The 19,930-nt window shown below is 43.6% G+C and carries 23 protein-coding genes and 3 rRNA genes; 25 read left to right on the plus strand and 1 reads right to left on the minus strand.

Translation table 11 applies throughout. The annotated features are described in order from the left end of the window. The 14 genes from M1K46_RS23195 to rsmI form a co-directional block, all read left to right on the plus strand. Positions 1 to 100 (plus strand): 23S ribosomal RNA (locus tag M1K46_RS23195); the annotation flags it as partial. Between the two features lie 311 nt (positions 101 to 411). Further along, positions 412 to 527, plus strand: a 5S ribosomal RNA gene (gene rrf, locus M1K46_RS23200). Positions 528 to 906: 379 nt separating this feature from the next. After that, positions 907 to 1,026, plus strand: a 5S ribosomal RNA gene (rrf, locus tag M1K46_RS23205). Positions 1,027 to 1,418: 392 nt separating this feature from the next. Then, complete coding sequence (locus tag M1K46_RS23210; RefSeq protein WP_256227853.1) at positions 1,419 to 1,616, plus strand: sigma factor G inhibitor Gin; 198 nt, start codon at positions 1,419 to 1,421, stop codon at positions 1,614 to 1,616. Positions 1,617 to 1,728: 112 nt separating this feature from the next. Then, positions 1,729 to 3,168 carry an aminotransferase class I/II-fold pyridoxal phosphate-dependent enzyme gene (locus M1K46_RS23215; protein WP_256227876.1) on the plus strand — a complete coding sequence of 480 codons (1,440 nt, stop codon included), beginning with the start codon at positions 1,729 to 1,731 and terminating at the stop codon, positions 3,166 to 3,168. Positions 3,169 to 3,170: 2 nt separating this feature from the next. After that, positions 3,171 to 3,812 (plus strand): dTMP kinase, encoded by a 642-nt coding sequence (gene tmk / locus M1K46_RS23220; RefSeq protein ID WP_256227854.1) that lies wholly within the window; start codon positions 3,171 to 3,173, stop codon positions 3,810 to 3,812. A 22-nt stretch (positions 3,813 to 3,834) separates the two neighbouring features. Further along, complete coding sequence (locus M1K46_RS23225; RefSeq protein ID WP_053356283.1) at positions 3,835 to 4,164, plus strand: cyclic-di-AMP receptor; 330 nt, start codon at positions 3,835 to 3,837, stop codon at positions 4,162 to 4,164. Positions 4,165 to 4,182: 18 nt separating this feature from the next. Beyond that, entirely contained in the window at positions 4,183 to 4,623 is a 441-nt protein-coding gene (locus M1K46_RS23230; RefSeq protein ID WP_091010633.1) for a YaaR family protein, read from the plus strand. A gap of 9 nt (positions 4,624 to 4,632) precedes the next feature. Continuing rightward, entirely contained in the window at positions 4,633 to 5,619 is a 987-nt protein-coding gene (gene holB / locus M1K46_RS23235; protein ID WP_256227855.1) for a DNA polymerase III subunit delta', read from the plus strand. 6 nt (positions 5,620 to 5,625) lie between these two features. Then, positions 5,626 to 6,453 (plus strand): PSP1 domain-containing protein, encoded by an 828-nt coding sequence (locus M1K46_RS23240; protein ID WP_053356280.1) that lies wholly within the window; start codon positions 5,626 to 5,628, stop codon positions 6,451 to 6,453. Positions 6,454 to 6,468: 15 nt separating this feature from the next. After that, positions 6,469 to 6,822: a DNA replication initiation control protein YabA gene (yabA, locus tag M1K46_RS23245; RefSeq protein ID WP_053356279.1), complete on the plus strand. Its 354-nt coding sequence runs from the start codon at positions 6,469 to 6,471 to the stop codon at positions 6,820 to 6,822. Between the two features lie 325 nt (positions 6,823 to 7,147). Next, positions 7,148 to 7,891, plus strand: a complete 744-nt coding sequence (locus tag M1K46_RS23250) for a tRNA1(Val) (adenine(37)-N6)-methyltransferase (RefSeq protein ID WP_256227856.1) — start codon at positions 7,148 to 7,150, stop codon at positions 7,889 to 7,891. Beyond that, positions 7,881 to 8,177 carry a GIY-YIG nuclease family protein gene (locus M1K46_RS23255; protein WP_256227857.1) on the plus strand — a complete coding sequence of 99 codons (297 nt, stop codon included), beginning with the start codon at positions 7,881 to 7,883 and terminating at the stop codon, positions 8,175 to 8,177. Before M1K46_RS23250 ends, M1K46_RS23255 begins: the two co-directional genes overlap by 11 nt. Beyond that, positions 8,143 to 9,030, plus strand: coding sequence for a 16S rRNA (cytidine(1402)-2'-O)-methyltransferase (gene rsmI / locus M1K46_RS23260; RefSeq protein ID WP_091010637.1), 888 nt, complete (start codon positions 8,143 to 8,145; stop codon positions 9,028 to 9,030). Before M1K46_RS23255 ends, rsmI begins: the two co-directional genes overlap by 35 nt. 45 nt (positions 9,031 to 9,075) lie before the next feature. Here rsmI and M1K46_RS23265 read toward each other — a convergent pair whose 3' ends face one another. After that, positions 9,076 to 9,360, minus strand: coding sequence for an AbrB/MazE/SpoVT family DNA-binding domain-containing protein (locus M1K46_RS23265; RefSeq protein ID WP_053356275.1), 285 nt, complete (start codon positions 9,358 to 9,360; stop codon positions 9,076 to 9,078). Positions 9,361 to 9,950: 590 nt separating this feature from the next. Here M1K46_RS23265 and metG point away from each other — a divergent pair. The 11 genes from metG (at position 9,951) to M1K46_RS23325 (ending at position 19,910) form a co-directional block, all read left to right on the plus strand. Next, positions 9,951 to 11,912, plus strand: a complete 1,962-nt coding sequence (gene metG, locus M1K46_RS23270; protein ID WP_256227858.1) for a methionine--tRNA ligase — start codon at positions 9,951 to 9,953, stop codon at positions 11,910 to 11,912. A gap of 178 nt (positions 11,913 to 12,090) precedes the next feature. Further along, a complete protein-coding gene (locus M1K46_RS23275) occupies positions 12,091 to 12,858 on the plus strand; it encodes a TatD family hydrolase (RefSeq protein WP_256227859.1) in 768 nt (255 codons plus the stop codon). 218 nt (positions 12,859 to 13,076) lie between these two features. Then, a complete protein-coding gene (locus M1K46_RS25700) occupies positions 13,077 to 14,273 on the plus strand; it encodes a G5 and 3D domain-containing protein (protein WP_062240364.1) in 1,197 nt (398 codons plus the stop codon). Positions 14,274 to 14,423: 150 nt separating this feature from the next. Further along, a complete protein-coding gene (gene rnmV / locus M1K46_RS23290; protein ID WP_062240387.1) occupies positions 14,424 to 14,984 on the plus strand; it encodes a ribonuclease M5 in 561 nt (186 codons plus the stop codon). Further along, positions 14,981 to 15,853: a 16S rRNA (adenine(1518)-N(6)/adenine(1519)-N(6))-dimethyltransferase RsmA gene (gene rsmA / locus M1K46_RS23295; protein ID WP_053356271.1), complete on the plus strand. Its 873-nt coding sequence runs from the start codon at positions 14,981 to 14,983 to the stop codon at positions 15,851 to 15,853. Before rnmV ends, rsmA begins: the two co-directional genes overlap by 4 nt. 86 nt (positions 15,854 to 15,939) lie before the next feature. Then, complete coding sequence (gene yabG, locus M1K46_RS23300) at positions 15,940 to 16,815, plus strand: sporulation peptidase YabG (RefSeq protein ID WP_053356270.1); 876 nt, start codon at positions 15,940 to 15,942, stop codon at positions 16,813 to 16,815. Between the two features lie 212 nt (positions 16,816 to 17,027). Then, positions 17,028 to 17,288, plus strand: coding sequence for a biofilm formation stimulator Veg (gene veg, locus M1K46_RS23305; protein ID WP_062240361.1), 261 nt, complete (start codon positions 17,028 to 17,030; stop codon positions 17,286 to 17,288). A gap of 131 nt (positions 17,289 to 17,419) precedes the next feature. Then, the gene (locus tag M1K46_RS23310; protein WP_053356268.1) at positions 17,420 to 17,596 is read left to right on the plus strand and encodes a small, acid-soluble spore protein, alpha/beta type; all 177 of its coding nucleotides are present in this window, start codon (positions 17,420 to 17,422) and stop codon (positions 17,594 to 17,596) included. A 101-nt stretch (positions 17,597 to 17,697) separates the two neighbouring features. Further along, positions 17,698 to 18,582, plus strand: a complete 885-nt coding sequence (ispE, locus tag M1K46_RS23315; RefSeq protein WP_053356267.1) for a 4-(cytidine 5'-diphospho)-2-C-methyl-D-erythritol kinase — start codon at positions 17,698 to 17,700, stop codon at positions 18,580 to 18,582. Between the two features lie 117 nt (positions 18,583 to 18,699). Further along, positions 18,700 to 19,530 (plus strand): pur operon repressor, encoded by an 831-nt coding sequence (gene purR / locus M1K46_RS23320; protein WP_256227860.1) that lies wholly within the window; start codon positions 18,700 to 18,702, stop codon positions 19,528 to 19,530. Positions 19,531 to 19,532: 2 nt separating this feature from the next. Beyond that, positions 19,533 to 19,910, plus strand: a complete 378-nt coding sequence (locus tag M1K46_RS23325) for a RidA family protein (protein ID WP_053356265.1) — start codon at positions 19,533 to 19,535, stop codon at positions 19,908 to 19,910. Positions 19,911 to 19,930: the final 20 nt, after the last annotated feature.

A 19,930-nucleotide genomic window follows, 5' to 3' on the forward strand; every position in this document is an offset into this window, starting at 1 on the left:
TGAGTAAGACCCCTTAGAGATGATGAGGTTGATAGGTCTGGTGTGGAAGCGTGGTGACACGTGGAGCTGACAGATACTAATCGGTCGAGGGCTTATCCTTATTAACAAAAGCGGTATGAACCGTTTAAATCCGACAAGCGTTGGAGATCCTGACGAGAACACGTTTTTGGTGTTCGTAGGAGGGATTGAAACGATCTCGAGGATATGGTTCATGGAGCTGGACGTTAGCATCAGTGAAAGTTTGGATGAAAAGTTATCTAGTTTTGAGGGAATATACCTCAAAATAAGGTTTGTCAGCGACAAGATATTCAAGGAAGCAAACGACGACTCTCCGGAGTGTACCTAAACGTACATGAGGAAGAGGAGGAGTGCGCTGACGAAGAAGATCGCCGTTGATCACAAACCGTATAGTCTGGTGGCGATAGCGAAGAGGTCACACCCGTTCCCATACCGAACACGGAAGTTAAGCTCTTCAGCGCCGATGGTAGTTGGGGGCTTCCCCCTGTAAGAGTAGGACGTTGCCAGGCATGAACGAAGCACTGTTGGAAAGATTCCAGCAGTGCTTTTTTGTATGTTTTTTTATGAAAATGACGTGATAGGCAAGTAAACCTTGTCGAACCGCAAGTAACGGGTGTGAAATCGCAAGTAAACTCTGTCGAACCGCAAGTAAACGAGCCAAAGCCGCAAGTAAACCCTCCAATTCCGCAAGTAACGCTCCCGGACAACAAAGCAGAACCTTCAAAACCGTATCCATTAGCCACAAAAAGATGATTTTCAAAGAGAAAGCGAAAAAATAAAGCCTATACAAACTAATTACTTGTTCTATTTTTCATAAAACCATCGAGGGATCAACCAAATAAGGTGGTTTGCATATCGCCGCCTGGGTCGTGCTCGGAGCAAGGGATATTCGGTGGTTAGCAATAGCGAAGAGGTCACATCCGTTCCCCTACCGAACACGGAAGTTAAGCCCTTCAGTGCTGATGGGAGTTGGGGGCTTTCCCCTGTATAATTAGGACGTTGCCGGGCATGAACGAAGCACTGTTGGATTGATTTCAGCAGTGCTTTTTTGTATGTTCTTTTTTATGACAATGATGGGTTTGGCATGTAAAGGCTGAAAAGTCGCACGTAAAAGGGCCAAAGCCGCATGAAAACCGTACAAACCCGCAAGTAACAATCATTTAGCCAACGGAATCCAATCATTCAGTCAGAAGCCACTACTTTTACCATCTTGTTCTTCGAGCATAGAACATTTATTTCACTGAATCGGACGGGAAGGCTTTAATTTTCCAAGACAGACACGAACAAATTCTGTTTCACATACATTGAACTAGAGCCTAAACAGAAACGAAGATTAATAAGGTACGAGAGTATAGAGCGGAGGAACTCTGGAAAGAATGAAGTAATGGAGGTGGATGGAAATGAAATCATCATTGAAACCAACAGGGGAAATGTGTTTAATATGCGAGGAGCATAAGCAGACCGGTATTCATATTTTACATCAATACATTTGTATGGACTGCGAGAAAAAAATAGTTTCTGCTGAAACCAATGACGAGTATTACAAACACTATTTAAATCAATTAAGAAAACTAAAATTAGTTAATTCTTCTGTATAAAACAGGCCAACATGGCCTGTTTTTCTCTTTGGAGCGAAAAGCAGAGAGGTTTGAGGTATGCTAAAATAGAAGGATAAACGTAACTTCATGCAAGAAAAAAGGATTGCACATGATAAATGAACAAAGAACCCCCTTATATGATGCCCTCATACGGCATAGCCATAAAACAAAATGGTCCTTTCATGTTCCGGGTCATAAAAATGGAGCCATCGGTATTGGCGGCAATCAAAACAAAGCCTTTGCCTCAGTTCTTCCTATAGATGTGACAGAGCTGACTGGACTGGATGATCTGCATGAACCATCTGAAGCCATTCAGGAGGCGCAAGCGTTGACGGCTTCCTTGTATGGCGTTAATTCCAGTTATTTTTTAGTGGGAGGAAGTACAGCGGGAAACCTGGTCATGCTTTTGTCCGCTTTTCAAGAGAATGATGTAGTGTTCGTTCAGCGCAATTGCCATAAGTCTGTCTTAAACGGGCTTGAGCTGGCAGGGCTGCGGCCGGTGTTTCTCTCACCGGGCATCGATCCAGTTGGCCAGTTTGCCACTGGTCTTACTCTTGAAGTGGTAAAAGAAGGTGTAAGGAAGTTTCCGGCAGCCAAAGGGATTATGCTGACTAACCCCAACTATTATGGAATGTCGGTGGATCTTAAGGAAATAATTCCTTATTTGCACGAGAACGGACTGGTTGTACTGGTGGATGAGGCCCATGGAGCCCACTTTGGACGGGATGGGCAGTTTCCCGAAAGTGCTCTTGAAGCTGGAGCTGACATGGTTGTTCATTCTGCTCATAAAACACTGCCTGCTATGACCATGGGTGCGTACTTGCATTTCAACAGTTTTCGTATTGATGAAAAGAGGGTAAAACATTATTTACAAGCCCTTCAATCCAGTTCGCCATCTTATCCCATCATGGCCTCGCTGGATTTAGCCAGAGCCTATTTAGCCAGCCTGACTCGAAGGGATTTTAATGAAATAAAAAAAGATGGTGATCATTTCCGGAAAGCTCTGAACCGTATTCCTCAACTAAATGTGCTGCCGGCTTCTGCCGGCTGTCTGATGGACCCTCTAAAAGTTACCGTACAGAGCACGACGGGTCTTACCGGATATGAGCTGCAGGAGAAGTTAGAGGAGAAGGGGATTTTTACGGAACTCGCAGATCCCATGAATGTCCTGTTTGTTCTGCCCCTTGGAAGGATACCGAATCTCAGCGCATTGATTGAAACCATTCAAGGTGCCCTGTCAGACGGGATGTTTCACAAGGAACATTCTCGCATCCCTTTACAGAGGGAAGAGACAGGCATCAGCGCCCTTGCAGTAAGCTATAAAGAGATGCTTAAGATGGAGAGTGCAGAGATATGGATATCCCACTCTTCCGGGCACATAGCTGCCCAGTCTGTTATTCCATATCCGCCTGGCATTCCTTTGATTGCCAAGGGAGAACGAATTACTGATGAACTGGTGAAAAACTATCAATATCTATTAGAGCATGGCGCCCGTTTTCAGGGCGGCCAAGGCAAAAAAATAAACGTATATGCTGAACAGAAGGAAGAATAGACGTGAACGGATTATTTATTACGATAGAGGGCCCGGATGGCTCAGGAAAATCAACACAGATTAAAAAACTGGCTGATTATTTAGAAGAAAGCCGTATTCCATATCTTTTAACCCGTGAACCGGGAGGAACAGCGGTCAGCGACCGGATCCGCTCTTTGATTTTAGATCCGGCTCACCCAGAAATGGCGGATGAGACGGAAGTGCTGCTGTATGCTGCTTCACGTGCGCAGCATGTGAAAGAAAAAATTGTTCCGGCGTTGCAAGAGGGCAAACTGGTACTGTGTGACCGCTTTGTCGATGCGTCCATTGCTTATCAAGCCTATGGACTCGGTATTCCTGTAGTGGATGTCACGGCGATCAATCGCTTTGCAACAGGTGGATTAAGCCCGGACCGAAGCTACCTCATCGATATTTCTCCTGAAGCAGGGAGGGAACGGATGGTCAGCCGATATACTGAAGAAGGACTTGACCGTATAGAGCAGAAACAGCTGGAGTACCATGAGAGAGTAAGATCAGGATTTAGGGAAATTTATTCAGAAAACAAGGAACGTTTTCTTCTTGTGGATGGAAACCAGACTATAGACCAGGTTTTTGATGTCATCAAAAAGGATATTAAACTTCTTCTAACGAACCGATATAACTAATAAATTACAGGAGGGAAAAAGTATGAAAATGATCATTGCAGTGGTTCAGGATAAGGATAGCAGCCGTTTGGCGGATGCGCTTGTTAAACATGAGTTCCGTGCGACCAAGCTGGCGACGACCGGAGGCTTCCTTAAAGCAGGGAATACGACGTTCATGATTGGTGTGGAAGATCAGCAAGTGGATCGTGTAATGGACATCATCAAAGAGAACTGCAAGAGCCGCAATCAGCTGGTTGCCCCTGTATCGCCGATGGGCGGTAATGCTGATGCATACGTTCCCTATCCTGTTGAAGTAGAAGTTGGAGGAGCCACTGTATTTGTTCTTCCTGTGGAAAGCTTTCAGCAGTTTTAAAATGACGGAGGAATCAAAATGAAAATTGGCCAAGATCCCCGCCCTTTAATCGATACGAAACAAAAAGAAGGAAAGCTCAGCGGAAAAAGCGGACATGCTTTTGGAGAAGCTGTTACGAGCCATCAGGAAAAGCTGCAGTCCGATCAGCTCGGCACTCTTTTTAAGGACGTAGAGAAGCAGGGGCAGCGGCTTGCTCAGTATCAGACCATGAGAGATTTTAATCAGTATAAACAGCTTGTGCAGCGTTTTGTAAAAGAAGCTGTTGATTTTGGCATGAATCTGAAACAGAGCCGCGGCTGGAACAGCCAGGGAAGGCAGCAGACCACGAGACTTGTCCAAGAAGTAGATACGAAGCTTCTGGAAATGACAGATTTGATGTTAAAAAAGGAAGAAAAATCAATCGGCCTGCTCGATAAGATCGGTGAAGTCAAAGGTCTTTTGATTAATCTGTATACGTAGGTGGAAAAAATGAGCTGGGAACAATTAAGTGAACGGCAGCCAAGAGTTGTAAAAATGTTAACGAATAGTGTTAAGAAGGATCGTCTCGCTCATGCTTATGTGTTTGAGGGGGGTCATGGAACAGGAAAAATGGATATGGCCCTGCAGATCGCAAAAACATTTTTGTGCAGGGAAACAACAAGTGTTGAACCATGCGGAGTATGTAAGGATTGTAAGAGGATCGACTCAGGAAACCATCCGGACGTTCATATCGTCCAGCCTGAAGGGCAATCCATTAAAATTGATCAAATCCGCGGTCTGCAAAAGGAATTTGCTTATCATGGAATGGAATCAGATAAAAAAGTATACATTGTTGAACATGCCGATCGTATGACGGTACAGGCCGCAAACAGCCTGCTTAAATTTTTGGAAGAACCGACGTCATCCACGATCGCCTTTTTATTGACAGAACAGGTGCATCGTCTGCTGGAGACCATTCTTTCCAGATCTCAGGTTGTTTCCTTTTCTCCTCTTCCGCCAGAACAGCTTATGAAATCTTTGCAGGAAGAGGATATCTCTTTGCCTATGGCTGCTATGGCAGCTGCATTAACGAGTGATAAGTCAGAAGCACTCGAAATTTGTAGGCAAGAGTGGTTTGCACAAGCACGAGACAAAGTGATACAATTAACAGAAGAGTTGAGAACTCGTCCCAGCCAGGTATTTGTTTCATTACAGGATAACTGGTTGTCGTTTTTTAAGGAAAAAGATCAACTCGACAATGCATTAAGCCTTTTACTGATCTGGTACAAAGATCTTTTATTTATACAGCTTTCAGAGCCGGAGCACCTGGTATTTGTCGATCAGCGGCAAGCGTTAGAGCAGCAAGCTCTACATACCTCACAGAAAAGAATCAGTGAGAAAATGCTGGCTATCTTAACAGCCAAGCAACGTCTAGGTGCAAACGTAAACCCCCAGCTCCTGATGGAGCAGCTGGTGTTACGATTACGGGAGGGATAAAAGCCTGTGTATGAAGTAGTCGGAGTCCGTTTTAAAAAAGCGGGAAAAATATACTATTTCGATCCTGGCGACCTTGATATCATAAAGGATACATTCGTAATTGTTGAAACAGCGCGCGGAATTGAGTACGGAAAAGTCGTCATAGACAAGAAGCAAGTTGGGGAGAATGATGTTGTACTTCCTTTAAAAAAGGTAGTAAGAAGCGCAAACGAGAAAGATACACTTGCGGTAGATGAAAACAAAAAAGCTGCCCAAAATGCTTTTGAACTGTGTACGGAAAAGATAACCGAGCATAAGCTTGACATGAAATTGGTAGATGTCGAATATACCTTTGACCGAAATAAAGTCATTTTTTATTTCACTGCAGATGGACGCATCGATTTTAGGGAACTGGTTAAAGATCTCGCTTCCATTTTTCGAACGCGGATCGAGCTTCGGCAAATCGGAGTCCGTGATGAAGCAAAAATGCTTGGAGGCATCGGCCCATGCGGAAGAATGCTGTGCTGTTCCACTTTTCTTGGTGACTTTGAACCCGTATCAATTAAAATGGCCAAAGACCAGAATCTATCGCTTAACCCCGCAAAGATTTCTGGATTATGCGGCCGTTTAATGTGCTGTTTAAAATACGAAAACGATTATTATGAAGAAGTCAAAAGAGAGCTTCCAGATGTGGGTGAACATATCGCCACTCCAGATGGAAGAGGTCGCGTTGTTGGATTGAATATGCTCGAGAAACTTGTACAGGTCGAACTGCCGGAACTTGAAAAAGTAACGGAATATACAATTGAAGAGCTCATGAAAGAAAAGGAATTATTTACGCAAGCTACAGAATAACGAGGTGGAAAGCACGTGGAGAAAGATCAGATTTTTTCCCGGGTGACCCATATGGAGCAGCAATTGGCAGCTTTAACGGAACAAATTGGAGACTTAAAAGCAGACCTTGTCGCCTTATTGGAACAGAATCACAACCTGCAAATGGAAAATTACAATTTGCGAAGTGCTCTGAAGCCACAGGAAAAAAAAGGATCCAACTCCTCTGTTAAAAAGCGGCCATTGCCACAAGAATCGGCAGATATCGGGGAAGGCTATGACAACCTGGCCAGGCTGTATCAAGAAGGATTTCATATTTGCAATCTTCATTATGGAAGTGTGCGAACAGAGGGCGACTGCCTGTTCTGTCTATCATTTCTTAATAAAAAATAAAGAGTCTTTCCAAAGGGGAAGACTCTTTTCTATGTTTAAAGAAAAACTCTGTTCGTCAATGTTGTTGATTTTGGGCAGGGTGTGATTAACCGCCTTCTGAAAAGCTAAAGGGTATAAGCAAGCTTTTTCCCCATCTGCTTTTCTGGCGCTTCATTTGTTTCACAAATCAGCCGGCTCTTATCATCGTCAGCGATCACCCCTTATTATTAGAGAAAAGGACTTGAGGGCCTCTTTTAACATCAGTATGCGATGCCCAATATGATAGGAAATCAACAATATGCTTTAACAAAGCCAAAGAAAAAAGTGAAGCAGAAAGAGTGATGTAATGGAAAACCTGTTAAAAGGAGACGAACGGTTAGACTATCTAGTTGATGAATCTTTGAAAATCATACAGAGCCCATCCGTCTTTTCTTTTTCTCTGGATGCCGTACTGCTGAGCAGGTTTGCCTACGTACCCATTCAAAAGGGAAACATTATCGATCTTTGCACAGGAAACGGAGCCGTCGCCTTGTTATTGACACAGCGTTCGAAGGCTGCCATCACAGGAGTAGAGATTCAGGAACGGCTGAGTGATATGGCCGGCCGTAGCGTGGAAGTTAATGGGATGCAGGATCAGGTTTCAATACTGACAGACAACATCATCAATCTTCCTGGAAAGCTTGGTACAGGAAAGTTTGATACGGTCGTGTGCAATCCGCCGTATTTTTCCTCGGTAAATGAAAAAGATTATAATGAGAATCCTCATTTGGCGGTAGCCAGGCACGAGATTCATTGTACACTTGAAGATGTGATCTCAGTGAGCAGCAAGCTGGTAAAGCAGGGAGGTAAAGCTGCGTTCGTCCACCGTCCTCAGCGGCTGATGGATATTTTGAGCCTGATGAGAAAATATAGGCTTGAGCCCAAAAGGCTGCAGTTTGTTTATCCAAAGCATGGCGGTGAGGCGAACATGCTTCTTGTCGAGGGAATGAAGGACGGCAAGCCTGATCTTCATATTCTCCCCCCGCTGACCGTGTATGGAAAAGACGGGCAATATACGGAAGAATTGAAGAAGGTCTTCTATGGAAAATAAATTTTATGTTTATATTCTGAAGTGCAGTGATGATACCCTCTATACCGGCTATACCAATAACCTGGAAAAGCGGGTACTGGCTCATGAATCAGGAAAGGGAGCAAAGTACACAAGAGGGAGAGCTCCGCTGCAGCTTGTTTTCTCCGCTGATTTTCCAACTAAAGAAGATGCGATGAAAGCAGAATACCGAATAAAAAGAATGACGAAGAAAGAGAAGGAACACTTGATCAAGGAAGGAGGCGCTGTATACCATGTGGCAGCAGAACAGCTATCAGAGCGGTCATGAAACAGGTTTACTCTATTTAGTTCCTACGCCGATTGGAAATCTGGAGGACATGACTTTTCGTGCGATACGGATTTTAAAGGAAGCTGATTACATAGGAGCGGAAGATACGAGGCAGACGAAAAAGCTCTGCAATTACTTTGAGATCCAGACCCCTCTTTTCAGCTACCATGAACATAATAAAGAAGTGAGCGGCATGAAGCTAATCGACCTGCTGAAAGAAGGAAAAACAGTGGCACTTGTATCAGATGCAGGAACACCGGCCATTTCCGATCCGGGTTATGAACTTGTTGTGAGCGCACTGGAGGAAAAGATCCCTGTTGTTCCTCTCCCCGGGGCGAATGCGGCATTATCTTCATTAATTGCTTCAGGACTTAATACGAAGGATTTTTACTTTTACGGATTTTTGCCACGGGGCAAGAAAGAAAAGAAAGAACAGCTTGAGCGGCTCAAGTCCTTTCCATTTACGATGATCTTTTATGAGTCTCCCCATCGGCTGAAAGAAACCTTATCCATTATGCATGACATTTTGGGTGAGCGGAGTGTTTCAATGGCGAGAGAATTGACAAAGAAATATGAGGAGTTCATCAGAGGCCCATTAAGCACGGTGGTGGATTGGACTAAGGAAACAGAGATCAGAGGCGAGTTTTGCCTGGTGGTGGAAGGCTCGTCAGATGCACCTGAAGAAAAGGCAGAATCTCAGTGGTGGGATCCTCTGACGCTTGTTGAACACGTCCAGCATTACATCGATAAAGAACAGCTAAAAAGTAAAGAAGCGGTAAAAAAAGCAGCGGCAGACCGAAATCTGCCAAAGCGAGAAGTATACCAAGCCTATCACGTTGAAAATGAAAGCTAAACACATAAAAAAGAGCCTCCTGTCATCAGGAGGCTCTTTCAATCCTTATTTTGTTGCTTGAAGTTGTTTTTGAAGTTCATTCATGATTTCTTGTGCGCCTTCTGGGCTAAGAATGATTTTGCCGCCAGCAAGTGAGTAGTTGTCATCAGAAACTTCCCCGGTTACTGCACAAGTCATATTGGGCTTGTATTTTTTAAGGATGATGCGGTCATCATCAACGTAGATTTCAAGTGCGTCTTTTTCAGCAATTCCGAGTGTGCGTCGTAATTCGATTGGAATTACCACACGTCCTAGTTCATCAACTTTACGAACAATACCTGTAGATTTCATTTTAGTAATCTCCTCCCGAATAGTAGATATTTAAATCCTAATATTAATTATATATATAATCGTCAGAATTCGACAAAATCTTACGGATTCATCATAACAATATTTCCAGATGAGGTCAACTATTTTGCAAACAAAAATTTCTCTATCTATTTACCCGTTTTTCTATAAGTTCAATCATACCAGATTATCTTTACAAACAGGTAAAAATAGGTTTAGAAAATTATTCTTGTTTTTCAAAAAAATTACTGGGAATTATTCTTGATAAATTCGTCATTATTCGACAAAACTGACTTTTAAAAAATACTCCCTTAGCCTATTCTTCACCGTACATCCTGTTTACCTTGACATGACTTTACGGGATTAGGTATATTTTGAGTGAAGAAAAGAGCATAATGAAAGTATTTACATAAGTGATTTCGCACTTGTTTTGTATTTTATGTCCCAGAACAAACATTTTTTTACACTTTTCATAGAACTGACAAATTTGAAAGTCGAAATGAGCAGTCACTTTTTTCTGTAAATAAAATGTCCCTCTTTTTGCAGGGGCTTTTTTCATAGTTTATTAAATTTTTTAACCGGAGGAATTCATTATGGGAGAAAAAACATTTTATATTACAACACCAATATATTATCCAAGCGGAAAACTCCATATCGGCCACGCGTACACCACAGTAGCGGGCGATGCCTTGGCAAGATATAAACGCTTAAAAGGTTATGAAGTTATGTATTTGACTGGAACAGATGAGCATGGCCAAAAAATTCAGCAGAAGGCGGAAGAGAACGGAGTAACTCCGCAGCAATATGTAGATGAAATCGTGACGGGGATCAAAGATCTTTGGCAGAAACTCGATATATCTTACGATGACTTCATCCGTACAACCGAAGACAGGCATAAAGAGGGTGTAGAGAAAATCTTTAAGCGGCTTCTTGATCAAGGAGATATTTACCTTGGCGAGTATGAAGGCTGGTACTGTACGCCGTGTGAATCCTTCTTCACTGAGACTCAGCTTGTCGACGGAAAATGCCCGGACTGCGGAAGAGAAGTAAAGCGCGTAAAGGAAGAGAGCTATTTCTTTAATATGAGCAAGTATGCGGACAGGCTTCTTCAGTTCTATGAAGAGAATCCGGAGTTCATTCAGCCGGAATCCCGCAAAAATGAGATGATCAATAACTTTATCAAGCCTGGGTTAGAGGATCTCGCGGTTTCCCGTACGTCTTTCGACTGGGGTGTGAAGGTGCCCGGCAATCCGAAGCATGTTATCTATGTGTGGATTGATGCGCTTTCCAATTATATTACAGCGCTCGGTTATGGATCAGAAAACGATGAAAAGTATAAAAAATTCTGGCCGGCAAATGTTCATCTCGTCGGGAAAGAGATCGTCAGGTTCCATACGATTTACTGGCCGATCATGCTGATGGCACTGGACCTTCCGCTTCCCAAAAAAGTCTTTGCCCACGGCTGGCTGCTTATGAAGGACGGAAAAATGTCCAAATCCAAAGGAAACGTTGTCGATCCGGTAACCTTGATCGACCGATATGGATTGGATGCCCTGCGCTATTATCTTCTCCGTGAAGTTCCTTTTGGTTCTGACGGCGTGTTCACGCCTGAAAGCTTTGTAGACCGGGTGAACCATGACCTTGCCAATGACCTGGGCAATCTTGTGAACCGTACGGTGGCGATGATCAATAAATACTTTGATGGCGCCATTCCTGACTACGAAGGCAATGTGACGAACTTTGATCAGACTCTTGTTGATTTTGTTCAGAATACCGTTAAAAAGGCAGAAGAATCTTTGGAGAACATGGAGTTTTCGGTGGCTTTAAGCAGCATCTGGCAATTGATCAGCCGCACGAATAAATATATCGATGAAACCCAGCCTTGGATCCTGGCAAAAAATGAAGAAGACAAAAAGGCTCTGGCAGCAGTCATGTATCATTTGGCGGAGTCCATCCGTATAGTTTCCGTATTGATTCAGCCGTTCCTGACAAATGCGCCTGCGAAAATCTGGGGACAGCTTGGGATCCAGGAAGGTGAGCTTACAGACTGGAACACCGTCTATGAATTTGGAAAACTGCCGGAAGGAACAAAGGTTCAAAAAGGAAATCCAATCTTCCCTCGTCTTGAAACTGAGGAAGAAGTGAGCTATATTCAGCAGTCTATGGGTGGTGCAACTGCTGCAGAGCAAGAAGAGAAGGCGCCAGTAGCTATCGTTGAAAAAGAAGAAACAGCTGAGATCTCGATCGATGATTTTATGAAAGTTGACCTTCGAGTGGCTCAAGTCATCGAGGCGGAGCCAGTGAAAAAAGCGGACAAACTCTTGAAGCTTCAGCTAGATCTCGGTTATGAGAAAAGGCAGGTTGTCTCAGGTATTGCAAAGTATTACCGACCTGAAGACTTGATAGGACAAAAAGTCATTTGCGTCACCAACCTTAAACCGGTAAAACTCCGGGGAGAACTGTCAGAAGGCATGATCCTCGCTGGTTCAGCCGGAGATCAGCTGACATTGGCAACGGTCGATCAAAGCTTGCCGAATGGAGCAAAAGTCAAATAAAGTACGCGTGAAAGGGGAGCCTAAAAGGGTTCCCTTTTTTAATTTTACCAGGGGTCAAATGGGGCATGTTATTTCCAGTATGTAATAAAACTGTAATGCAATTGTTATCCAGACGTCTTGGTGTTATAGGACAAAGGTATGATAAACTGTGAAAGTATTAATTAGGAGGGCTTTCTTCATGTTTGATACACACGCACATTTAAATGCAATTCAGTTTGAAGAAGATCTTGAAGAGGTAATACAAAGAGCTTTGGATGAAGGAATTTCACATATTGTTGTCGTTGGGTTTGACCGGCCGACAATCAAAGGCGCTATAAAGTTGGCTGATACATATGATTTTATCTATGCAGCTGTAGGATGGCACCCCGTGGACGCGGTGGATATGACACCGGAAGATTTACAGTGGATCGAAGAACTCGCAGCTCACCCCAAAGTGGTGGCTTTAGGTGAGATGGGGCTGGATTACCATTGGGATAAATCACCGGAAGATGTTCAGAAAGATGTCTTTCGCCAACAGATTCAACTGGCTAAGAAAGTGAAGCTTCCGATTATTATTCATAATCGCGATGCGACACAGGATGTCGTTGATATTCTTAAAAGCGAAGGTGCCGAGGAAGTTGGCGGAATCATGCACTGTTACAGCGGCAGCCTGGAGGTTGCTAAACAGTGTTTAGACATGAACTTCTACATTTCTTTTGGCGGGCCAGTTACATTTAAAAATGCCAAGAAGCCAAAAGAAGTGGCGAAAGAGATCCCGATCAACCGGCTCCTTATCGAAACGGATTGTCCTTACCTAAGTCCCCATCCGCTCAGGGGCAAGCGAAATGAACCATCATATGTAAAGTACGTAGCTGAGGCTATCGCCGAGTTAAGAGAAATGCCTCTGGAAGATTTAGTTAAAAAAACTTCCGACAATGCCAGACAATTATTCGGCATCAATCGCTGACCGGTTTTGTCGAAAAGAGAAAAAAACAGGCGAAAAACGTTGTAAATCCAGCAAAATCAACATTACGGAAGAGGAAACTGTCGAACGGTTTTCCTTCCCTTTTCACCCTTTTTCCTTACATAATTGGGCTTGTGTAATTAATTTGCATAAGAGGGGGGATTTGACAACGAATTATTCAACGAATATACTTCAATCCTTGTAAAGGGGGAATGGATGACATGAACAGGAGCAAGAGTAAGCTTTTTTATGATTTCTTCACGAAAAAGCTCGTAATGGCTGCTGCCGCGATCATCGTTCTGGCTGTAACAACAGGTTTCGTAAGCTATGAAACTTCGAAAACCGACGTTATGATCATGGTTGATGGGAAAGAGAAATCGTTTAGTTCACACGCAGAAAATGTTAGGGATGCACTTTCTGACTATGGTATATCGGTTAACCGCCATGATGAGGTGGAACCAGGATTAAACGAGCCGCTTAAAAACGGCATGAAGATTGAGTATACACCTGCACATAAAATTAACTTTACGCAGGATGGAGAAAAACAATCGGTTTGGTCAACAGCCAGCACTGTTAAAGAATTTTTAGGCGAACGCAATATCAGCGTGAACCAGCATGATAAACTTAAGCCTGGTTTAGCAACGCCGCTCAAAACTCAGCAGCACATAAACCTTCAGCAAGCTGTCTCAGTTGACCTTGTTGTAGGCGGAAAAGAAAAGCAAGTTTGGACCACTTCGACTACGGTCGCTGACCTTTTAAAACAAAACAAAGTGAAACTAGGGGATCTTGACCGGGTAGAGCCCGCTAAAGAGACGAAGTTAAACAACGACATGAAGGTTAATATCATCAGAGTAGAAAAGGTCACCGATGTAGTGGAAGAAGATACGCCGTTTGCTACCGTCACCCGTAAAGACGGAAAACTGGCAAAAGGAAAAGAGAAAGTGGTAGAACCGGGCTCCAAAGGCCGGGTATCGAAAAAGTATGAGGTCGTACTTGAAAACGGGAAAGAGGTTTCCCGAAAATTAAAAAGTAAAAAAACATTGGAAGATAGTTCAGATAAGGTAATAGCCGAAGGCACAAAGCCGAAACCTGTTACGGTTTCGCGCGGAAAGAGTGCTCCTTCCGGAGGCAAGGAACTTTATGTTACAAGTACCGCTTACACTGCGAGCTGCGCCGGATGTTCGGGCAAGACGAGGACAGGCCTGAACCTTCACGCCAATCCTAATGCGAAAGTCATCGCGGTAGACCCAAAAGTCATTCCGCTTGGGAGCAAAGTGTATGTAGAAGGCTATGGCTATGCTATCGCTTCTGATACAGGCGGTGCCATCAATGGCAATCGCATCGATGTTTTCTTCTCCTCTCAGTCAGAGGCTGTCAAATGGGGAAGAAAAACGGTAAGAGTTAAAATTATTAAATAAAGCTAAATTCCAGATATAGAAGAGAAGCAGGGGAGCTGTGTCCATACCCGCAAAAGCGGGTATGGATGCCAATCCTCTGCTTTTTATTTTCCTTAAGTGAAAGTAAGGGTATACTAGGAAGTAGTTTTTTGCATGACCTGGGAGGAAATCATGAAAATTAAAGAAATAATTGTGGTTGAAGGAAAAAGTGATACCATCGTGATACAGAATGCGGTCAATGCGGACACCATTGAAACAAACGGTTCAGAAATAAGTGATGAAACGATAGAACAGATCAGGCTTGCTCAGGAAAAAAGAGGGGTTATCGTGTTTACAGATCCTGATTATCCGGGGGAGCGCATCCGGAAAATTATTTCAAACAAGATACCCGGTTGCAAGCATGCATTTCTTCCCAAAAAGGAAGCGATGGCAAGAAATAAAAAAGGCATTGGAGTGGAGCATGCCTCAAAGGATTCAATAAGAGAAGCACTGCGTCATGTAAAAGAAGAATATATAGAAGAAACGGAAAAAATTTCATGGAACGATCTTGTAACAGCAGGGCTAATCGGCGGACAGCAGGCAAAAGCCAGAAGAGAAAAGCTTGGAAAGAGCTTAAAGATCGGATATATGAACGGAAAGCAGCTGCACAAGCGCTTGATGATGTTTCAGATTACTGAACAGCAATTTGCTGATGCCATGAAGGAAATTTTACAGGAGGAACAGGAAAGATGAAGGATATCTCAAATCCGCAAAGTACAAAAGCCATACTGAAGAAACATGGCTTCACATTTAAAAAAAGTCTCGGTCAGAACTTTTTGATTGACCGTAATATACTGAACAATATCGTTGCCCAGGCTGATTTAACAGAGGAATCCGGGGCTATAGAAATCGGGCCGGGAATTGGTGCGTTGACAGAGCATATCGCTCGCCAGGCAAAAAAGGTCGTTGCTTTTGAGATTGACCAGCGGCTGCTTCCCATCTTAAGCGAGACGCTGGAGCCTTATCCTCATGTAAAAGTTATTCATTCTGATATTCTTGAGGCGGATGTTTCTCAAGTGATAGGACAAGAGTTTGAAGGGATAGAGGATATTATGGTTGTGGCAAATCTTCCTTATTATGTGACCACACCAATCATTATGAAGCTCTTAACGGAAAAGCTTCCGATCCGGGGAATCGTCTGTATGATCCAAAAGGAGGTAGCGGACAGGCTTGCAGCTAAACCGGGAACGAAGGATTACAATTCCTTGTCGATTGCTGTACAGTACTATGCGGAAGCAGAAACGGTTCTGAAAGTGCCTAAAACGGTTTTTGTGCCGGCGCCTAACGTGGACTCTGCCGTTATCAGGCTGACCCTGAGAAAAGAGCCGCCTGTTCAAGTGAAGGATGAAACCTTCTTCTTTGAAGTGATTCGTTCCTCTTTTGGCCAAAGAAGAAAAACACTTTGGAACAACTTGCTGAATAACCTTCCATTAAAAGAGAAGAGAGAAGAGCTCCAAGAAGTTTTTGATGAAATTCAGATCGATCCAAAACGAAGAGGCGAGACCCTGACCATCGAAGAATTTGCAAAACTTGCAGACGCTTTAGCTCCCCTTCTAAAATGAGACTCATGTTTCTAATCCCGGCGACATATCTTTAAAAAGGATGATGTAACTGGGATTTGTACTTTTCTCCAAACAGGGGGAGTTCGATGAAACTTGAAATCGGATCAGTGGTTGGCAGGACGTCATATAAATGTGATCTATTGTTTCGAATTGTAGGGTTCAATGAAGATAAAACAGTGGCAGATCTTGCCGGTGAAGAGATGAGACTAATTGCCGATGCTCCGGTTGCTGATCTTGTAACCATGTCTCCGCAGCAGCAGCACGAAAGGCGGCAGGCGGGGCAGGAAAAGGAAGAGTCCTCCTATAAACTGTTCAGGCAGGATTACTACCTGCTCAGGCAGAAGAGAGAATACCTTTCAACAAACGGCTATGAATATGACCAATCGTATTTCGAGCTGCCCGGCCGGGTTCTTCACGTAGATGGTGATCCCCTCTATTTAAGCAAATGCCTTGAGCTCTATAAGCGGCTTGGTGTTCCTGTATATGGGATCCATCTGAAGGAAACAGAAATGCCTGAAAAAGTTCCCGCTCTTGTTGATGAAGTGCGGCCGGATATCCTGGTCATCACCGGGCATGACGCCTACATGAAGAACAAAGGATCAATTGATGATATGCAGGCTTATCGGCATACTAAATTCTTTGTAAGAACTGTAAGAGAAATTCGGAGAAATTATCCTCAGCTTGATCATTTAATGATTTTTGCAGGAGCATGCCAATCTCATTTTGAGTCATTGATAAAAGCGGGCAGTAATTTTGCAAGCTCACCGGCAAGGATCAATATACACGCCCTGGATCCTGTTTATATCGTATCCAAGATCAGCATGACTTCCTTCATGGAACATGTAAATGTGATGGACGTCCTGCGGAACACGCTCACGGGCCGGGAAGGATTGGGCGGGGTCGAAACAAAAGGGTTCTTGCGGACTGGCATGCCGATTAAATCACAAACCTTTACCCAATAAGAAAACTCCAGCCTGTTTGCTGGAGTTTTCTTATGCTTAAAAAAAGATTATTGGCAAGCATACATACTTTTTTACAATTTCCCACATAATAAAAGTGAAAAAAGGATAATTTTTCATTGACATGACAACTTCAAAATTGCTATAATTTTAGTTTTAATTTGACAAAAAGTAGCGATTTGTGTTACAATTTGTCTAAGTGAGGTGGAGCCGATATGGGTAAAACAATTGTGGACATTAGACGAATTTTAGAGTCTAACGTGGGTAAAAAACTTTCTCTAAGAGCCAACGGAGGTCGTCGCAAAACGATTGAACGACTTGGTACCTTAGAAGAAACATACCCTGCCGTATTTATTATTAAACTGGATCAGGACACCAACGCTTTTGAACGTGTTTCTTACAGCTACGCTGACGTATTAACGGAAACCGTTGAACTAACTTTCTTAGAAGAATCCCAGGTGGTTAGCGGGCAGTAAGAATCCTTACTGCTTTTTTTTGCCTTTTTTTCAAAAAACGAAGACTTAAGCAAACCAATGGTTGATACATAACATTTTATAATCCGTAAAATACTACCCTTATCGCTTATTTTTGAGAGGGGTATTGCATCATGAGCCGTAGACGTGGAATGATGTCTGAACAATTCAAGATGGAGCTTGCAAAAGACCTTGGGTTTTATGATACGGTCCAAAAGGAAGGCTGGGGCGGCATTAAGTCCAAGGACGCAGGCAATATGGTAAAGCGCGCTATAGAAATGGCGCAGCAGAACCTGTCCCGACAGCAATAAAATATGCGAGACGCCGGAGCCATGCTCCGGTTTTTTGTATATAGAGGCGCTTCCCGTTTTATGATAGTATCAAATTATCTTAAAAATATAGGGGAATCTTTATGAATGATAATAAGATATCCATCAAGGCTCCGGCAAAAATCAATTTGTCTCTGGATGTTCTCGGTAAACGGGAAGATGGGTACCACGAAGTAAAAATGATTATGACGACGGTAGACCTCTCTGACCGTGTGGAACTGACACTCCTTGAGGAAAATCGAATAACGATTGAATCTACAGGCGGGTTCGTCCCCCTCGATCAGCGGAACCTGGCTTATCAAGCAGCTTTGCTTCTCAAGAAGACCTTTGGGGTTAAAAAAGGAGTCGGGATCCACATTGCTAAGAATATTCCTGTTGCAGCTGGACTTGCAGGGGGGAGCAGCGATGCAGCCGCGGCATTAAAAGGCCTGAATGAGATCTGGAAGCTCGGACTTTCTCTGGATGAACTGGCTGTACTTGGGGCAAAGATTGGTTCTGACGTATCCTTTTGTGTTTACGGCGGTACCGCTATCGCTTCTGGCAGAGGGGAACATATTCAGCATATTAAAGCGCCGCCGCCTTGCTGGGTGCTGCTTGCCAAACCCCCAATCGGTGTATCGACTGCCGAAGTGTACCGAAGGCTTGATACCAAAACCATTGATCATCCTGACATTGAGGCGATGGTTCATGCAATTGAAACGAATGATTATGAAGGTGTCTGCGGCCAGCTAGGAAACGTTCTCGAAACGGTTACCCTTCCCATTTATCCGGAAGTAAAGCAGATCAAAGATCAAATGCATCGGCTCGGTGCAGATGGTGTGCTCATGAGCGGAAGCGGCCCAACCGTTTTTGGACTGTTTCAGCATGAGTCGCGGGTTAACCGTGTGTACAACGGCCTGAGAGGTTTTTGCCATGAAGTTTACGCTGTACGCCTGCTGGGTGAGGGACAGGAAGACTTTAAATACTAATGTTCTTTCGCCCTCTTTTAAAAAACGGATAATTTGAACGATTTTCATTTGTATGTTGATAAAAACCGTATGAAAATGGTATATTAACTTCAAATATTCGGTTTTTGGAGGCGCAGGATGAAGTTAAAACGAAGCGGAAGAATGGTTGACTTAACCACATACCTATTGCAGCATCCACATCAGTTGATTCCATTATCATACTTTGTGGAGAGGTATCAGTCTGCCAAATCATCCATCAGCGAAGACTTGGCCATCATTAAAGAAAATTTTGAATACCAAGGGATTGGCTCTATCATTACAGTGGCTGGAGCAGCCGGCGGCGTAAAGTATATTCCTTCTGTTTCTGAAGCGGAAGCAAAAGAGATCATTGAAGAACTGACCGGAATGCTTGAAGATCCTGACCGGCTGCTTCCCGGCGGTTACCTTTACTTAACGGACATCATTGGAAATCCTAATCTGGTCAACCAGGTGGGACGGCTTTTTTCCTCCGTTTTTTCGCTTCAAAAAATTGATGCCGTCATGACCGTGGCGACGAAGGGGATACCTTTGGCGTATGCAGTGGCCTCGCAGTTGAATGTTCCTGTCGTAATCGTACGCAGCAACAGCAGAGTGACGGAAGGGTCTACTGTCAGTATCAACTATGTATCGGGATCAACGAAACGCATTCAAACGATGGCGCTGGCGAGAAGAAGTATCAAGAAGGGTGCCAGCGTACTTATTATTGATGACTTCATGAAGGCTGGCGGCACAATCCGCGGCATGATCAGCCTGATCAAAGAGTTCCAGGCGGAAGTGACTGGAATCGGTGTACTCGTTGAGGCACAGGATGGAGCAGAGAGGCTCGTGGATGATTATGTGTCATTAACCCGGCTGGCCAGTGTGAATGAAAAGGAACAGAGGATAGAGGTTGAGGAAGGAAATTACTTCATTCAAAAGGAGAAGAGATAACGATGAACAAGGTACAGACTGCAAAAGCACCTGCAGCTATCGGCCCGTATGTACAGGGGATGGTTGTTAATAATCTTTTTTACAGTTCAGGCCAGATTCCTCTGACAGCAGAAGGCACCTTGGTGGAAGGCGATATTGCTGCGCAAACCCATCAGGTTTTTAAAAACCTTCAGGCTGTTTTGGAGGAAGCGAACTCTTCATTCGAGCAAGTAGTAAAAACGACTGTCTTTATCAAAAATATGGATGATTTTGGAACCATTAATGAAGTATACGGAGAGTATTTCTCTGAACACAAGCCTGCCCGTTCTTGTGTGGAAGTTGCCCGCCTGCCAAAGGATGTGCAAATTGAAATTGAAGTCATTGCCTTAGTCAAAACGTAAAAATAAAAAGATAGGAAAAT

This window comes from Fictibacillus sp. WQ 8-8, assembly GCF_024494405.1.
In the GTDB taxonomy this organism is placed as follows: domain Bacteria; phylum Bacillota; class Bacilli; order Bacillales; family Fictibacillaceae; genus Fictibacillus_C; species Fictibacillus_C marinisediminis.

Excerpts from the sequence above, each read along its gene's own strand:
- M1K46_RS23210 (WP_256227853.1), top strand. The coding sequence starts at position 1,419 with ATGAAATCATCATTGAAACCAACAGGGGAAATGTGTTTAATATGCGAG.
- M1K46_RS23225 (WP_053356283.1), top strand. The coding sequence starts at position 3,835 with ATGAAAATGATCATTGCAGTGGTTCAGGATAAGGATAGCAGCCGTTTG.
- M1K46_RS23230 (WP_091010633.1), top strand. The coding sequence starts at position 4,183 with ATGAAAATTGGCCAAGATCCCCGCCCTTTAATCGATACGAAACAAAAA.
- holB (WP_256227855.1), top strand. The coding sequence starts at position 4,633 with ATGAGCTGGGAACAATTAAGTGAACGGCAGCCAAGAGTTGTAAAAATG.
- M1K46_RS23250 (WP_256227856.1), top strand. The coding sequence starts at position 7,148 with ATGGAAAACCTGTTAAAAGGAGACGAACGGTTAGACTATCTAGTTGAT.
- M1K46_RS23255 (WP_256227857.1), top strand. The coding sequence starts at position 7,881 with ATGGAAAATAAATTTTATGTTTATATTCTGAAGTGCAGTGATGATACC.
- rsmI (WP_091010637.1), top strand. The coding sequence starts at position 8,143 with ATGTGGCAGCAGAACAGCTATCAGAGCGGTCATGAAACAGGTTTACTC.
- M1K46_RS23265 (WP_053356275.1), bottom strand. The coding sequence starts at position 9,360 with ATGAAATCTACAGGTATTGTTCGTAAAGTTGATGAACTAGGACGTGTG.
- metG (WP_256227858.1), top strand. The coding sequence starts at position 9,951 with ATGGGAGAAAAAACATTTTATATTACAACACCAATATATTATCCAAGC.
- M1K46_RS23275 (WP_256227859.1), top strand. The coding sequence starts at position 12,091 with ATGTTTGATACACACGCACATTTAAATGCAATTCAGTTTGAAGAAGAT.
- M1K46_RS25700 (WP_062240364.1), top strand. The coding sequence starts at position 13,077 with ATGAACAGGAGCAAGAGTAAGCTTTTTTATGATTTCTTCACGAAAAAG.
- rnmV (WP_062240387.1), top strand. The coding sequence starts at position 14,424 with ATGAAAATTAAAGAAATAATTGTGGTTGAAGGAAAAAGTGATACCATC.
- rsmA (WP_053356271.1), top strand. The coding sequence starts at position 14,981 with ATGAAGGATATCTCAAATCCGCAAAGTACAAAAGCCATACTGAAGAAA.
- yabG (WP_053356270.1), top strand. The coding sequence starts at position 15,940 with ATGAAACTTGAAATCGGATCAGTGGTTGGCAGGACGTCATATAAATGT.
- veg (WP_062240361.1), top strand. The coding sequence starts at position 17,028 with ATGGGTAAAACAATTGTGGACATTAGACGAATTTTAGAGTCTAACGTG.
- M1K46_RS23310 (WP_053356268.1), top strand. The coding sequence starts at position 17,420 with ATGAGCCGTAGACGTGGAATGATGTCTGAACAATTCAAGATGGAGCTT.
- ispE (WP_053356267.1), top strand. The coding sequence starts at position 17,698 with ATGAATGATAATAAGATATCCATCAAGGCTCCGGCAAAAATCAATTTG.
- purR (WP_256227860.1), top strand. The coding sequence starts at position 18,700 with ATGAAGTTAAAACGAAGCGGAAGAATGGTTGACTTAACCACATACCTA.
- M1K46_RS23325 (WP_053356265.1), top strand. The coding sequence starts at position 19,533 with ATGAACAAGGTACAGACTGCAAAAGCACCTGCAGCTATCGGCCCGTAT.